Genomic DNA, 15,883 nt, shown 5'->3' on the forward strand with positions numbered 1-15,883 from the left:
GGTACGTACGTTTTTCAAAAAGTAACTTCTTTTTAGAGAAAATTTTCTAGATAAATAGAATTATTTTTTTAAATGCGAGGTCGTTTTTCATCAAGCTCTGTTAAAACCTTTTTATCGCGATTATATACATCTTCTTTAAAGTATAATTTACCACTCGGATGTATCTCGGCTGTCCAGTAAAGCAATAATACATCTAGCTTGTTTTTAAGATTTACAGTGGTGGTTTGGTTTGTTTTTATAATCTTCTGAATTTTTTCAGCGCTGTAGTTTACCGGATCATTCAATATAACTTCTGCTAATTTTAAAGGGTTTTCTACTCTCACACAACCATGGCTATAAGCTCTCGAAGTTTTGGAAAAATAACTTTTGCTTGGTGTGTCGTGTAAGTAGATAGAGTATTTATTTGGGAACATAAATTTAACTCTGCCAAGCGCATTATTATCTCCAGGTCTTTGTCTTACCTGGTAGGGGAAAGTTCTTAAAGTATACTGAGATTCGGTTAATATACTTTGAGAAAGTGCATTGCCTTTGTTGTCTACCATTTCTAAATCGTGGCTACTTAGGTAGTTGCCATCCTTTTTCATTCTTGGTAATGTTTCTGAACTCATAATTCCGGGTGGAACTGTCCAAGTTGGGTTAAAAACAATAAACTGGATTCTGTCTTTAAACACTGGAGTTTGGCTGTATTTTTTACCAACTACAACATTGGTTTTCCAGATTTCTTTGCCATTTCTAATCAGAAATAATTCGAAACCGGCAATGTTTACCAAAACATAATCATCGCCCAAAGTTCCTAATACCCATCTGGCTCTTTCTAAATTTACACGAATCTGATCTATACGTTCTTCAATGGGAACATTGAGCGCATCCAAAGTCATTTGCCCGATAGCGCTGTCTACTTCTAGGCTGTAAGCCAACTGAAATCTGGCAATGGCTGTGGCTAATTCTCTATCGTATATTTTTTCGTTTTCGGGTTCTTCGCCAATAATCGAATCGTTTACAAAGAAATTAGTGTAAGGGATTTTAATACCCATATCAGGCAAAAAACCTTCTAATGCTAGCCTTTTTCTAACCTGTAAAATTCGAGCGTCTTCCATGCCAGGTTTTAAAGTAGGGCCTGCATCTATTTTTTGCCATCCTCCTTTTTTAGCCAACAATCTGTAGTGTGCTAAGTGTTTTTTTAATCCTTTGTAAAGTGGATGATCTGGTTTTATGCTTTCTAGTAAATAAGGAATTTTATTGTTGGCAATGCCATCTTCTAAGACTGCTAGCGAATCACCACTAAAAACTTTGCGCTGTATATTCCATGTAGATTCAATCTTTACCGGATTTACTTTGCCATTTAGTAAATGTCTTGAGTATAATAAAACAGCATCGGTGAGCAGCAAATCAAAATGAGCTACACTTGAGGCTGCTGGATTGCGGGTTTCAGTAAGTTCTTTTCTTAAATTCAGTAGTAAATCGTAATGGTAGTCTTCGGGAGAGAGTCCTTCTTCACCAGCTCTGCCAATTGATTTTAGGGATTCTTCGGTGGAGCTGTTGTTTGTCCAGCCATGTTTGTAATTTCTGTTTTGATAGTAAATCGGTAAAACAGTTTTAGAATAGATGGTTACTCCTTCAATATCAAGACTGTTTTTTTCAACAAGACTTTCAACTAATCTTTTTATCTCAAATGATATTTCGTCATCTTGAGCTTGTACTTGGTTGATTAAATTGATGGAAAAAGTAAAAAGAATGATGAATGCTTTTACAGCATAATTTAGTTTAAACATCGTCAGCTTATTTCTGTTAAATTGATCTTCAATCGGGGCTAAAATATTCTATGGTAAATTGAAATCAAAACAATTTGTTTAAGTATATGGGCTAAAAAATGTTAGAAAAAGATGTGGTTTTGCAAAAATTAATTGATTGCTTCAACTGTATTAAGTGTGTTTTCTAAATATAAAATCTGATTTCCTTCTTTTGTCCAAAGTTTGGTGAGCGAATCTGGTGCAGCAGGTTGTGAGTGAATAAAAGAACCTAATACCAAATCGATATCTCCATCATTATCAAAATCACCTTTGTCCATTGTGAGCCATCTACCATTCGTGGCTTCATTAAAGAAGTTAGCTTGAAAATTTAAGTTTCCTTTGTTTTCAAAATAGGCAAAACCCTGCTCAGGATTGTTATCAAAATCTGGGAAGAAGGCGATGGCTGCCATATCCATATCACCATCTTGGTCGTAGTCTGCTACCAAAACTTTAGTGGCTCCATGCAGCGGAATAAATTGCTGTTCTTCAAAAGTTAAATCTCCTTGATTTAAGAAAATTCTAATACCATGGTAAGGTTTCAAAACAGTAGAGAAATCTGCATTGTCGCCATTGGAATAGACAATGTCTTTTAATCCATCATTATTCATATCTACCCATTCGAAATAACTCGAACCATAAACTGGTGAAAATCGCAGTATTACTTTCTCTTTAAATTCGCCATCACCTTGGTTTAAGAAAGCAAAAATACCTTCGTCGCCTTGTGCCTTTAAAGCCAAAATGTCTTGCGTTCCATTATCATCCAAATCTGAAATAATGGTCTTGTTAAAACCGGGAGATTCTTTAATTAAATGATGTTGATATTTGTTTTTAGCCAAGTATTCAAACCAAATTAGATTTCCGGTATAGTGCCCATGATTACTCACAACTAAATCTTCATCACCATCATTATCCAAATCTCCATTACTTATATAGACCGGCCTTTTTAGAGTTTCACTGATTTTAGGAGTAAGTCTGTTTAAAGTCATTCCTTTTTGCAAATTGTATAGCAGCCCAGTTTGTAAATCATTGGGTTGCATATTGCCGATGCAAAGCAGCTTATATGAAGCTTGGCTTTCGGTGAGTCCAACAGCAGCAGAAACGGTCTTTATTTTTAAAGTAGCCGAGTCAAAAGTTGTATTATAAAAATTGGTGTTGCTTTTTAAATCACCAACAACTAATGTTCCATCTTGCAAGAAATGAATCAGTGTAACTAAAGGTGTTTTATTCGGGGATTTTAATGGGAATGAGGCTTTAAAAAGTGAGGATTGGCTATTAGTTTTTATTGTTTTTTGATTTGAATTAGCCAAACTATCAGGAGCTTGTTCTATATAAAACTCCATGAGTTCTTCCCAATCTGTATCTTTTAATAATGGCTTTTCTGGGAAAATATGAGCCATTTGTATGAGCTTTTTATTATAAGGGTCAATCTGCGCAAAGGCTTCTTGTGTATTAATCCCAAGTCGATAAGCCATTGCTGGTAAGACTTTATCTTTCCAAATTTGCTTGGGCAAAAGAGATGGTTCAGGAAACAAGTGGCATCCCTGACAATAAGTTAATGCCAGACGATGCCCATTGTTTATAATATCTTTTTCAGGAACTTTTACGATGTTTTTCTGGCTACTTCTTTCGCTGTTTTCACAGGCAAATAGTAGTAATGAAAAGATTGAAGTTATTAATATAAATTTTGTTGCTGATTGAATTTTTAAGCTTTTCATTAAAGTGTTTTATCTGGATGCCATTCTCTACTGCTGCCATCAAAACTGATAATTTTAACTTGTTTTGTTCCTGCTGGTACTTTTAAATTTCTACTTGATTGTGAAAGATAAGAGTTTCCGTAATATAATTCTGATTTTCTGGTAGAACCATCATTCATCGTGAAAACTACTTGTGCATCATTATTTTCGAATTGGATTAAGGGTTGATTGCTTTTATCTATTTGTTCGAAGCTGAGGAGCTTGTCTCTGTTTTGGCTCGCAAGTATGATATTTTTGTTGTTTGCATCGTACATGTTTACCAATGCTTTCGCATCGCCATCTACAAAGAAACCAGATTTATCTGTTTGTAATGGAGTAAACTCACCTTTGCCATTTCCTTTCAATACTAAGCCGATAAGGGCGTCGTATCTGCCCATGAAAACTTCTGGTGCATAACTGTTACCAACCATTAAAATATCTAAGAATCCATCTTCGTCTATATCGTAAGGTAACATACCGTAAAGTGGACCTAGCTGTGCTTGTAAAGGCAGTTTTTTCATACCGAAAGTACCGTCACCGAGGTTTTCGTAATAGCAACTAGCAAACTGTGTTGCCTGCATTACTAAAGCTCCTTTTAATTCTTCAGCACTAAACACACCTTCAGAAGTAGTTTTGCCATACATGCTAAATCGTGGGAATTTTTTTCGCATGTGTTGCATCTGGGCAATCAGGTCACTGCGGCTATGAACAGGGTAGGAGGCGTAATTTCCTTCTTCGTTTTTAAGATAAAGTGAAATTACTGGATCGATACTGTTGCTATTGTCAAAGTCTTTGGCAACCACTTGGATTGGTTGCTCTTGATTAGCTTTGTAACTGGTGTTTAAACCAAGATTTCCGGCTATGTAATCAATGTCACCATCTTGGTCGAAGTCTGCACCAGTAATGCTATTCCACCAGCCTTTTTCGCCTGTTAAGCCAGTTTTTTCGGTTACATTCTCGAATTTTCCACCACTGTTTTGGAAGAATGTGGGTGTCATCCATTCACCTACAAGCAGTAAATCTATTTGCTTATCATTATTGAAGTCTGTCCAAAGCGCATCGCTAACCATGCCTAAGTCAGTTAATTGTGGACAAATCTGCGCGCTTACATCTACGAATTTCCCACCTTCGTTATGCAAGATTTTGCTCGATACAGGCATAGGATATTGACCCGGTTTTACTTTTCCACCTACAAACAAATCGAGTAAGCCATCTCCGTCATAATCAGCAGCTTTAATCGCAGCAGTGCTTACAAAACTTTGAGGTATGGCATTTTCTGCTTTTGTAAATTGCCCTTTTCCATCATTCAAATACAATCTGTCTTGGTATTCTGCAGCATCAATAAAATATTCAAAACCGCCACTGCATATATATAAATCTAGGTCTTTGTCATTATCTGCATCGAATAACAACATGCCTAAATCTTCTTTTTTCAAATCATCTTTATTAGTATATACTGGTATGGCATTACTAAACTTCCCATCTTCATTTTGAAGAAACAAGGAAGCCGCATTATCTACAGAACCACTTACAATAAAATCTTCTAATCCATCTGCATTTACATCTCCTACAGCAATAGAAGGACCCATTTGCGAATATTTATGAGGTATAGTTCTTTGCAGGTTAAAGTCTATTTTATCTTCTTCTTGGTGTTTAAATTGAATGTTTTTATCTGTATTAGCACTTTTTAATAGCTTTTCGCTACTCGTAAAAAGATGCATTCTCTCAGCAGGGTTATTCGTTTTTATCGCATCATTTTGCTTGAGTATAAGTACTTGGTTGGTGGCTACATTTTGTAAGAATTGCTCTTTGCCATCTGGCCACTGTACCAATAAAGAATCCACCGTTTCTGCTTCTCCCACACCAAAATGTGTAAATGGCTCAACCGACGATAAATATCCTCTTGTAGGCACATTTTCGTAATACATTTTTGCTCCTTTTGAGTAGAGCATCACTTTGGTGCCAATACCCGCAGAGTTTGGTTTATTTCCTTCAAATTTTAGTCTGAGGTAGTTGTGGTTTTTCAGGTTTTTAGCATCTGAGGTTTTGTTTTCGAACAGGAATGGATGTTCGTTGATGTTGTTGCAAACAATGTCTAAATCACCATCATTATCTAAATCTGAGTAAATTGCGCCGTTAGAAAAAGAGGGAATACTTAAGCCCCATTCTTTGGTTACGTCTTTAAAATCTAGGTCGCCATTATTTTTAAATGCGTAGTTAGAGATTTTTACAACTGGAATAGAATCTTGTAAAAACATTTTACTAGCTACATTACCAGCGGGACCAGCTTGGTATAAGGTAAAGTCTTTATCGGTTACATCTTTTGGAAAACCGTTGGTTACTATGATGTCTCTTAAGCCATCATTATCGAAGTCTGAAATAAGGGGAGTCCAGCTCCAATCGGTTTGGTAAAGGTTAGCAAACTGACCAACTTCACTAAAGGTCGGGTGACCTTCTGGACCAATGCCATTGTTCAATTGCAAAGTGTTACGAACTACCTGTAATTCATACCCATACCTTTCATTTTGGATGTAATTGATGTATTTGTTACCACCCAGCATTTGCTTTTTACGCTCGTTGGTTTCTGGTAACATATCTAGTGCAAAAATGTCTACCAAACCATCATTATTGATATCTACCACATCATTACCCATGGCAGAGTGACTTTGGTGTTTTATATATTTTTTTATCTGGTTGGTAAATGTACCATCCTGATTATTGATGTAGAGTAGGTCGTTTGAAATGTAATCGTTGGTAACATAAATATCTGGCCATGAGTCTAGGTTAACATCAGCAATGGTAACTCCAAGGCCGAAACCTTCTATAAGTATACCTGCTTCTTTGCTTACATTGGTAAATGTATTATCGCCATTATTTCTGTAAAGTCGGTCATTATTAAGAGAGCTACCATCTTTTATTTTTGTTCGGTAATTACCGGGGATTTTACTGTCTATTACATTGGTGAGCAGATACATATCTAAATCACCATCTTTGTCATAATCAAAAAATGTAGCTTGAGTGCTATTGCCAGCATCGTCTAGGCCATAGCTTTTCGCCAATTCTTTAAAAAAAGGAATTCCATCTTCGCTTAATCCCTGATTGATGTAAAGTAAATTTCTTCTTTTTTCTGGCTCTTTATCTATAGTAGATGATACATAAATGTCCATCCAACCATCTTGGTTAATATCTACCACAGTTACACCAGAGCACCATTGGTTATTACCAGCAACATCTGCCACATTGGTAATATCTTTAAACTTTAATTCACCTTGATTAAGGTATAGTTTATTTTCAACCTGATTTCCAGTGAAATATAAATCTTGTAGCTGATCGTTGTTGAAATCTGCCACTGCAACTCCACCACCATTATAAATATATTCTTCAGTAAGGATGTTAAAATCTTCTCTTTCTGTAATTGTATTTATAAAACTAAGTCCACTTTTTTCACTTGGTATCAACTCGAAAAGAGTAGGATCTTTTTTATCGTTACAAGCGCTGAAAAAGAATATAGGAATTACAAATCTTAATATCAGTTTATGCATTTCTGATCCTGTTAAATGGTTGTTACTTAATTTATCACAAAGAACTTGAAAAATAAAGGCTGACCGATAAGGTCAGCCTTACATTCTCTACATTATTCAATCAATCCTAATATTAGTAACCAGTATTTTGTTGTAATACATCAGTACCTAACAAATCAATCTCATCTTGAGGTATTGGTAAGTATTCGTCTTGATTCGTTTTAAAATCTGCTCCAACAAACGGAGAAGTAGGTAGCTCACCATTTTCGTGAGCGATATAAGCATCCAGAACTTCTTCAGCTACGCCCCATCTTACTAGGTCATAGAATCTTTGTCCTTCCATAGCAAGCTCAATTTTACGCTCAAATCGTACTGCCGCTCTTGCATCAGATTGGCTTGTCCACGCATCTTCGTAAAGGCTAATAGCGTAGTTAGCAGCATCAGAACCATCGTCTAATTTAACCCAAGTATCTGAGTTAGCAGCTCTTTCTCTTATCATGTTTACGTAAGTACGTGCTTTTTCAAGATCACCAACTTCTACTTCACACTCAGCAGCCATTAATAAAACATCTGCAAATCTGATAATAGTTACGTTAAATGCAGTGTAACCAGAAGTCCAAGAACTATTATCGATGTTACCATCAGCTACATCAGATTCTCTGTAAACCCATTTTTTTGAAGAGTAAGGTCCACCGTAAGTCTGAAGACGAATCCAAGCAACTCCTGGGTGAATTCCCCAATCGTGAAAAGGAATTCCACGACGGCCTACAGTGTGGTCTAACCTTGGGTCAACAGTTCCTTGATCTGGAGTAAAAGCGTCAGTTGCAGCTACTCCGATATCGTCTACTAATGGATCGCTATTATAATCACCATCTAATAGAGGTAAACCAGCTTCTGTTCTGTAAGAGTTAGCTAACTCTAAACTAGGTTGGAAGAAACCGCAGCAACCAGCAGGACCACCATTGTATGGGTAGTTAAGAACTAATGCAGGGTTAGCATTATCGATGCTACCAGTATTTACTGATGCCTGAATAGCGAAGATAGATTCTGCGTGGTTATCATTATTTGCATAGAATAAGTCAGCATAGTTTTCTATTAAAGTGTAAGGCGTTCCATCAGGAGTAGTACCACTAGCAATTACTTCATTAAATAAAGTTAAAGCTTGAGCGTATTTTTCTTGATATAAATAAGCTTTACCTAAGTAAGCAGCAGCAGCCCATTTGTTTGCTCTACCAATTTGAGTTTGAGTCTCAGGGAGGTTGTTATAAGCGAACTCCAAATCTGACTCGATCATTGGCCATAGATCTTGGTTGTTAGGTACATCAGTAAGACCATCCCAAGTTTCGTCGATATATGGAGTGTTATTATAGTTTTTCTTTAGTTCAAAATAATAGTGACCTCTTAAAAACTTAACTTCTGCCTCAACTCTTAACTTTAATTCGTCAGTTACGTCTTCTGCTGCATTTGCTAACAAAGTAAGCGTAGAGTTTGCTCTTGCAATACCCTCATAAGTATAAGCATATTTGTTTTTTACTTCTGAGTTAGTTGTTTGAGTACTGTAAGATTGTACTTCATTTACTACTGACTGGTCACCAGAATCTGATCCTTTGTTTGCATCTCCGCCTCTTACACTACCCCAGAACCAGTTATCAGATGAGTTGTAAAACTGACCATCTCTACCTAAAAGTATACTATAAGTAGCTATTAGTGAACCTTCAATACCTGCTTCAGTAACAAGCTGGGAATCTGAAAGTGAACCTGTAGGTAAAACTTCCAAAAATTCATCTTTACAAGCAACTGTTGAAAAACCAACAATCAACAGTGTTAAAGAAATGATTTTAGTTAATTTCATATTTATTTAGTTTTTTATATCAGATAGATTATAGACCAACATTAACACCGAAAGTGAAACTTCTTGTGATAGGGTAGTTACCTAAGTCGATACCGAATTGCGTATCTGCATCACCACCTACACTTGGGTCAAGTCCAGAATAACCAGTAATTGTAAAAATGTTATTCAAACCTGCAAACACTCTAAGTCTTTCCATTTTTAACTTGCTTAATGCAGCAGCAGGGAAGTTGTATGCTAAAGTGATGTTTTGCATACGGAAATAAGAACCTGATTCTACGTACCAAGAGTTAGCTTGGGTGTTTGTAGAGAAGTTAGAAACGTTTTCGAATATTGGAATATCGCTGTTTGGATCTTCAAATGTCCAAGAATCTTTAACTGCTGCACTCTTATTAGAACCAGCGAAAGAAGTATAGAAGTGAGTAAACCACTTAGACTGATTAAAGATTTTGCCACCTAAAGACATGAAAGAATAAGTTTCGAGAGAGAAGTTTTTATAGTCTAACTTGATGTTTAAACCACCAGTAAATTTAGGAACTGGTGCACCAAGATAAGTACGGTCTTCAGAATCAATTGTACCATCATCATTTAAATCTTTGTACTTAAATCTACCAGGAGCTGCACCTTCTTGAGCTGCATGAGCATCTACATCAGTCTCATCTGCAAAAAGACCTTCTACTTCGTATCCGAAGAATGCTGAGATTGGTTTTCCTACTTGGTTTCTGATTGGTTGGATACCTCTAAAGTCTGGGTTAACACCAGAAATATAATTAAGACCTTCAACAAGTTCAGAAATCTCATTTTTTAAGAGACCACCATTAGCAGTTAGTTCGAAACCTACTTGACCAATATCGCCTCTTGTAGTGATTTGAATATCAAGACCTTTGTTCATCATTTTAGCTACGTTCTGAGAAGGAGCAGTAGCATAAACACCGTTCATTACTGTAACTGGAACTTGGAATAATAAGTCTTCAGTGTCTTTTTGCCATAAGTCTACAATAATGTCTACTTTGTCATTGAAAAGACGAGCATCAAAACCTACACTTTTAGTGATCGCTTTTTCCCACTGAGCTGAAGGGTTACCAATTCTAGATCTGTAGAAACCTTCTGCAGCACCTGTGTTTGAACCAGAAATATCGTAAGAAGAAGCTCCGATAGAAGTTGCATATAGAGTGTACTGGTTGTTAGGGTCTACGTTATTTGAGTTACCCATGATACCATAACCAGCACGAATTTTTAAATCGTCTAAGAAAGTAGCACTTTCTAAGAATGGCTCATCTGAAATTCTCCATGCTGCTGAGAATGCAGGGAATATACCGTATCTGTTTTCTGCACCAAATCTTGAAGAACCATCACGACGAATTACGAAAGACATCATGTATTTGTCGTTGAAGGTATATTTTACACGACCGAAGTAAGATGAGAAGTTTACACCTTTGTAATAACCACTATTTACTTGTCTTGTATCAGCCGGTAATACGCTTAGAGTTACAAAGTCAGGGTCTTGAGAGAAAGGATTTAAACCTGATGCAGCGATATTTCTTCCTCCACCAGTGTTTAGTGCTTCCTGACCAGCCATGATATCGAATTCGTGGTAACCACCAATAATTTTTTTGTAGTTAGCAGTATTAGTGAAAATCCAAGAGAAATTGTATCCAGAGCCTTCGTTATAACCGAAAGAAGAGTTGTTTTCTGAGTTCTCATAACTGCGGCGAGTATATCCCCAGTAGTAGTTTCCATTATATCTACCACCAATGCTTGAACGCAATGTTAAACCATCGATTGGTTCGAACTCTAAGTATACGTTACCAAAAGCACTTCCATTAAATGCTCTATCGTTTTGGTCGCCATCTAGTGCAGCAACTGGGTTAATTGGGTTATTAAAACCAGAAGCTCTTGTGCCTGCATAGCCACCGAATTCGTCATAAACAGGAATGATAGTAGGCATTCTGTTTGCATCAAGAATTACGTTTTCATCATCTGAAGAACCACCACCGCCGTTTCCGTCGTCATCTAGTAATACTCTAATCTGACGGTAAGTTCCTTGGAAGTTCTGACCAATTCTTAAGTTTGGTAGAATGTCAAACTCTGAGTTAATTCTAGCAGTGTATCTTCTGAATTTTTGATGGATTAGAATACCATCTTGCTCTTGCGCACCTAAACCAATGTAGAAACGGTTACCTTCACCACCGCCAGAAAGACCAATAGAGTGTCTAGTTAAGAAAGCCGTTCTTGTAATTGCATCGTACCAGTCAGTTCCAGAAACATTTGGTCTAACTACTTGGTAGATGTCACCTTTCTCTGGATCAACATTGTATTTTGCTCTTTCTTCGTCAAGGTTTAAGGTACCATTAAAACCGGAAACGTTCCCGACTAACAAATAATCTGGAATTTGAGGACTAGTACCAGTACCGAACTGAGGATGACTATAAGTTACATCTGCTTTGTTTTGAATTGCAGTGTTTTCAATTGCTTTCCAAGTCCATTCTGCAAAGTCTTGAGGGTTTAAAGATTCAAAACCTTTACCTGGATCGGTAAAGCCTACCATGCCATCGTAAGTAACTTTAAGTTTCTGTACACCTTTTTTCCCTTGCTTAGTAGTGTAAACAATTACACCGTTTGCAGCACGAGCACCATAGATAGAAGCTGCAGAAGCATCTTTCAATACTGTAGTAGACTCAATGTCGTCTGGGTTAAGGAACTCAGTAGATGTTACTGGAACACCATCTACAACATAAAGTGGTTCGTTACCACTAAATGCACCAAAACCTCTTACACGAATCTGGCTAGTAGTACCAGGCTGTCCGTTTGTAATAACCGTTACACCAGCTACTCTACCTTGTAACTGCTGCTCAACGTTACCAGATGGCACTGTAGTTAAATCTTTAGACTTAACTGTTGCTACTGCACCAGTTGTTTCTCTACGAGTATCTACCGAATAACCAGTAACAATAATCTCTTCGAGTTCTTCTGCATCTGCCGCTAAAGAAATATCAATAACTGACTGATTGCCAACGGCTACTTCTTGTTCTGCAAAACCAATAAAGCTGAACTTTAAAATTTGATCGCTATTCGCATTAATGGAATACTTACCATTAATATCTGAAATGGTACCTGTAGTTGTACCAACTATAAGAATACTGACACCAGGTAAAGGCTCACCATCTTCCGCTGAAATGATTGTTCCTGAAACTGTTCTTTGTAGTGGGTTAATGAAATCACTGTTCTTACTATTACTATTTAAAGCAAAGGTCTCTGAACCACTTTGCTGTGCCTGCGCTGTAAAGCAAATCGCCGACATAAGTAATAGATGTAAAAGCCTATTTAGCTTTAGGTAAACTTTCACTTTCATAGATAGGTTTGTTACTGTTAAAAAAAATAAACATAGATATACATGGACCGGCTCCATAAAAATGAATATGGAGAGACCCAAGATTTTTGTGCTCTGATTTTAATTAAAAAATCAGATAGTAATTACTGTTAATAAAGTCTTGTCTTAGATATATAGGTTATACAAAAAGTACTTTAGGAAGGAGTTTTGAAATCGCCAAAGTAATAACCATTGAGAGTAGTCTTTTTTCATTTTCATTTAATGTTAATATGTTTTCATAATTCAATGCTATAGCAGAGAAACGCTGCTTGAAAGATGCACTGATGTTAGTTGATATTTAAAATACATTTGAATCTAGCTAAATTTCAATATATTAATAATAAGATGCAATATTTTTTTGTGAATTTTTATTAAAAATTTTTCAATTGTGTACGATAACATTCGCAAATTTCTAATGTATTGTTAAAATTCTATTATTGAATTTATCAAAATTGCATTTATTAGTATAGTGATATTTTTGATTTAACTATTTTTTATAACAGTCAAACAGCTGGTAAAATATATAATTATAAATAGTTTGTAACTATTTCGTGAAATTATGTGAAAAGTTAGCTTTTTCCAAGGGCAATTTCTTTATTTTTAGATAATATAGTATAATTATTAGATAAAATCGTATAACAGTTTAAATGGAACCCTTTTTAGAGAAAATTCCAAACCAAGTAGGAGAGTCTTTTTTCTCTTTAAGAAGAGTAAGTAGAGAGATGACTTGGGGCTGGCATTTTCATTCTGAATTCGAATTATGTTGGTCTGAAAAAGGATATGGAAAGCGCCTAGTGGGAAACAGTATTGAAATGTTTGAAGAAGATGATATGGTATTTATGGGTGAAAATTTACCCCATTCTTTTCATACTGCTTCTGAGTTTGCCAACAAGAAAAATGGATTATATGTGCAAAATGTAGTGATCCAATTTAAAAAAGAAATCTTTGGCAAGTTTTTACACATCCATGAGCTCAAAAAAATAAATGAAATGTTGCAAGCTGCAACTTATGGCTTTCAAATTAAAGGTGAGTTAAAAGAAAAGCTTAAAGTAATTATAGAAAAAATGATAAATGAAACAGGCTTTGCTAAAATGAATTCGCTGCTTCTACTTTTAAATGAAATTGCAGAGCGCCCCGAAGATTGTAGGAAGCTTTCTACTTTAAAATATTCCAGAATTACCAATCCGGAGACAAATCGCATTGGAAATGTTTTTCAATATCTTCAAAAGAATTTCAAGAAAAATATAACTCTACAAGAGGTTGCAGAAGTTGCTAACCTTACACCTAATGCTTTCTGTAAATATTTTAAGCGTAGAACTAACAAATCGTTTATAGAATATTTGAATGAATTGAGAATCAATTACAGTTGTGAGCTAATTATGACTGATAAATATTCTATTAAAGAAATTGCAGATTTAACAGGTTTTAATAATAGGTCTAATTTTAATAGGCAATTTATTAAATTGGTTGGTAAAACACCTTCTCAGTTCTCTAAAGAATACAAAAGCACAATTATATAATTATCTTCTTCTGCGACTTGTTTTAAACTCTGGTAAGATAAAACCTAAGTGGAAACCTAAACCTCCAGATGTACCTCGCAGTTCATTATTATATTGTGTGTAAATAAATTCAGGACCGAATTTGATGTTGCTAATTACAAAAGAGAAATCAAATTTAGCTCCCAAGCTACCTTGGTTGCCAATAATGGCATTTGCTGCTAGTTCTACACCCAGTACATCGTTGCTTGGTATAATTGCACCTAAACCTATTGGGAAAAGATATTCTTTATTATTAATACCTACAGTTGGTACAGATTTATCCATTACATAAAAACCGGTATTTATAAAAAAGCCTTGTCTGGCTGCTGTTGGGTTTCTTTTAGAAAATCTCCATTCTATAGTAGCTCCGGTAATTTTCTTTTTTCTATGTATGGCAGTTTCATAAACATATGCTGTAGGCTTTTCACTCGAAATCCAATTGATTTCCTCGCCATCTAGTTGAATGGTATTGTGAAAATACTCTTTTTCATTTTCGAAAGTGTAATTTCCAACATGCTCATTGTTATAGTAAACTTCAGAATTATTGAAACTGAGCGGTATTTGTTGATTTATTTTGGTAAATAAAATTTCAGCTTTAATAGCCACATTGAGCTTTAATTTATTGCCACTGCCTAGATTCTGTTTTTTTAATTTTTTAAAGCTGTACTGCTTGTTGTTAGCCGCTTTATTATCTGGAATTTTAATGTAGTTCAAACTTTCGTAAGGCAAATTACTTTGAAACTTTGCTTGATTTTTTTGTGCAAAAACAGATTGAAAAAGTACTGTAAAAGTTAGAAGTAATAAAATTCTCATTTTTTAAATTTTTTAGCGTCACAATCTTATAATGTGCTAAAAAACTTAGTAGTATATAATCTTGATTTTATTGATTTTTATTAAGAATTGAGAAATCAGGATTATCATTTCAAATCATCAACTTACTATTGGGCGTTTGTTTATAAGTATCTGATATATAGTTATTTGAAGTGGTATATTTTATTTTTTAAGAGAATTTAGGCAGCGTATTTTTTTATAGCATTGAATAAATTGAATTAATTAAAAAAATTAATTTAAGAAGGTTATGGCATGTTATAATTGCTTCTGTAAGATTATTCTATTTTGCTCAGTATTTTCTTTGTTTTCAATAGAAACTATTAAATAATTTTGTTTGATGCATAATATCAGCATTCCTTTAAAACAGTTTCTGGTTTTAATCTCAATACAGTTAAAATGATGTTTTTTAGCCCACTCTTCTTGTGCTTGCATTAATGCCAATGCAACTCCAGATTTTCTATACTCGGCTAGTACTCCACCCATCCAAGAATAGAATGTATTTTCGTTTTTAGCATAGCCAACTTTAAAACCGATTATTTTATCGTTTTGCTTGGCTATAAGTATAAGATGCTTTTTAGTATGCAGCCTTTTTACATATTCATCTTCTTTATAAGGCTTAGAAAACTCCGCGATTAACTTAGAAACCTCGACTACTTGCGCAATGCTACCTTCAGAGATATTAAATGAAGACATGTTTTATAAGAATTCTAAAAAATTGATAAGCTTAATTATTAAAACAGACTTAACTGATTTGCTTGTTTCGCTATGGCACCTTCGTGTTCTAGTAACCATTTTTTACGCCAAACACCACTTGCATAACCCGTCATGCTTCCATCTGCACCAATTACCCTATGGCAGGGAACAACTATGGCTATTGGGTTTTTGCCATTAGCAGAAGCAGCAGCCCGAATCTTTTTTACATTGCCTAGGTTTTCGGCTAGTTTCTTATAACTAATTGTATTTCCATAAGGAATTTCTTTTAACTCTTTCCAAACTTCTTTTTGAAAATCGGTACCAACCAAGTTCATTGGGAAATCGAATTGATTTCTTTTTTTATCAAAATATTCTATAAGTTGAGTTTTGCATAATTCTACAACTTCTGTTGTTTCTTCACTAATTTCTATTTTATCATCATAAAAAGAAATTTCGTAAATAGCATTTTCATCACCACGAATTAATAAATAACCCAAAGGTGTTTCGAAAGCAGTAGTTGAAAAATTTCCCATAAAGCTTAAAAAGTTATACTTTGAA

Annotated in this window: 9 protein-coding genes; 1 reads left to right on the forward strand and 8 read right to left on the reverse strand. The window is 35.1% G+C overall.

Annotated features, from left to right (window positions below; translation table 11 throughout):
* Window positions 1-68: 68 nt before the first annotated feature.
* From OQ292_RS18500 to OQ292_RS18520, 5 genes are all read right to left on the reverse strand, one after another.
* Window positions 69-1,772, reverse strand: coding sequence for a L,D-transpeptidase family protein (locus tag OQ292_RS18500; RefSeq protein WP_284683630.1), 1,704 nt, complete (start codon window positions 1,770-1,772; stop codon window positions 69-71).
* 128 nt (window positions 1,773-1,900) lie between these two features.
* Entirely contained in the window at window positions 1,901-3,505 is a 1,605-nt protein-coding gene (locus OQ292_RS18505) for an FG-GAP repeat domain-containing protein (protein ID WP_284683631.1), read from the reverse strand.
* Window positions 3,505-7,065 (reverse strand): VCBS repeat-containing protein, encoded by a 3,561-nt coding sequence (locus OQ292_RS18510; RefSeq protein WP_284683632.1) that lies wholly within the window; start codon window positions 7,063-7,065, stop codon window positions 3,505-3,507. The genes OQ292_RS18505 and OQ292_RS18510 overlap by 1 nt, the downstream gene beginning before the upstream one ends.
* Before the next feature lie 112 nt (window positions 7,066-7,177).
* Window positions 7,178-8,896 (reverse strand): RagB/SusD family nutrient uptake outer membrane protein, encoded by a 1,719-nt coding sequence (locus OQ292_RS18515; RefSeq protein ID WP_284683633.1) that lies wholly within the window; start codon window positions 8,894-8,896, stop codon window positions 7,178-7,180.
* A 28-nt stretch (window positions 8,897-8,924) separates the two neighbouring features.
* Window positions 8,925-12,245 (reverse strand): SusC/RagA family TonB-linked outer membrane protein, encoded by a 3,321-nt coding sequence (locus OQ292_RS18520; RefSeq protein WP_284683634.1) that lies wholly within the window; start codon window positions 12,243-12,245, stop codon window positions 8,925-8,927.
* A gap of 665 nt (window positions 12,246-12,910) precedes the next feature.
* On the opposite strand from OQ292_RS18520, the gene OQ292_RS18525 reads away from it, so the two are divergent.
* Window positions 12,911-13,783: an AraC family transcriptional regulator gene (locus OQ292_RS18525; RefSeq protein ID WP_284683635.1), complete on the forward strand. Its 873-nt coding sequence runs from the start codon at window positions 12,911-12,913 to the stop codon at window positions 13,781-13,783.
* Here the strand turns inward: OQ292_RS18525 and OQ292_RS18530 are convergent, their stop codons facing one another.
* The 3 genes from OQ292_RS18530 to OQ292_RS18540 all read right to left on the reverse strand — a co-directional run bounded on the left by OQ292_RS18530 (window position 13,784) and on the right by OQ292_RS18540 (window position 15,858).
* Window positions 13,784-14,614 (reverse strand): hypothetical protein, encoded by an 831-nt coding sequence (locus OQ292_RS18530; RefSeq protein WP_284683636.1) that lies wholly within the window; start codon window positions 14,612-14,614, stop codon window positions 13,784-13,786.
* Window positions 14,615-14,887: 273 nt separating this feature from the next.
* Entirely contained in the window at window positions 14,888-15,325 is a 438-nt protein-coding gene (locus tag OQ292_RS18535; RefSeq protein ID WP_284683637.1) for a GNAT family N-acetyltransferase, read from the reverse strand.
* Between the two features lie 38 nt (window positions 15,326-15,363).
* Window positions 15,364-15,858, reverse strand: coding sequence for a methylated-DNA--[protein]-cysteine S-methyltransferase (locus OQ292_RS18540; protein ID WP_284683638.1), 495 nt, complete (start codon window positions 15,856-15,858; stop codon window positions 15,364-15,366).
* Between the last annotated feature and the right edge of the window lie 25 nt (window positions 15,859-15,883).

This window comes from Chondrinema litorale (assembly GCF_026250525.1).
Lineage (GTDB): Bacteria > Bacteroidota > Bacteroidia > Cytophagales > Flammeovirgaceae > Chondrinema > Chondrinema litorale.

Coding starts and splice junctions, on each gene's coding strand:
- OQ292_RS18500 (WP_284683630.1), bottom strand. CDS start 1,772: ATGTTTAAACTAAATTATGCTGTAAAAGCATTCATCATTCTTTTTACT.
- OQ292_RS18505 (WP_284683631.1), bottom strand. CDS start 3,505: ATGAAAAGCTTAAAAATTCAATCAGCAACAAAATTTATATTAATAACT.
- OQ292_RS18510 (WP_284683632.1), bottom strand. CDS start 7,065: ATGCATAAACTGATATTAAGATTTGTAATTCCTATATTCTTTTTCAGC.
- OQ292_RS18515 (WP_284683633.1), bottom strand. CDS start 8,896: ATGAAATTAACTAAAATCATTTCTTTAACACTGTTGATTGTTGGTTTT.
- OQ292_RS18520 (WP_284683634.1), bottom strand. CDS start 12,245: ATGAAAGTGAAAGTTTACCTAAAGCTAAATAGGCTTTTACATCTATTA.
- OQ292_RS18525 (WP_284683635.1), top strand. CDS start 12,911: ATGGAACCCTTTTTAGAGAAAATTCCAAACCAAGTAGGAGAGTCTTTT.
- OQ292_RS18530 (WP_284683636.1), bottom strand. CDS start 14,614: ATGAGAATTTTATTACTTCTAACTTTTACAGTACTTTTTCAATCTGTT.
- OQ292_RS18535 (WP_284683637.1), bottom strand. CDS start 15,325: ATGTCTTCATTTAATATCTCTGAAGGTAGCATTGCGCAAGTAGTCGAG.
- OQ292_RS18540 (WP_284683638.1), bottom strand. CDS start 15,858: ATGGGAAATTTTTCAACTACTGCTTTCGAAACACCTTTGGGTTATTTA.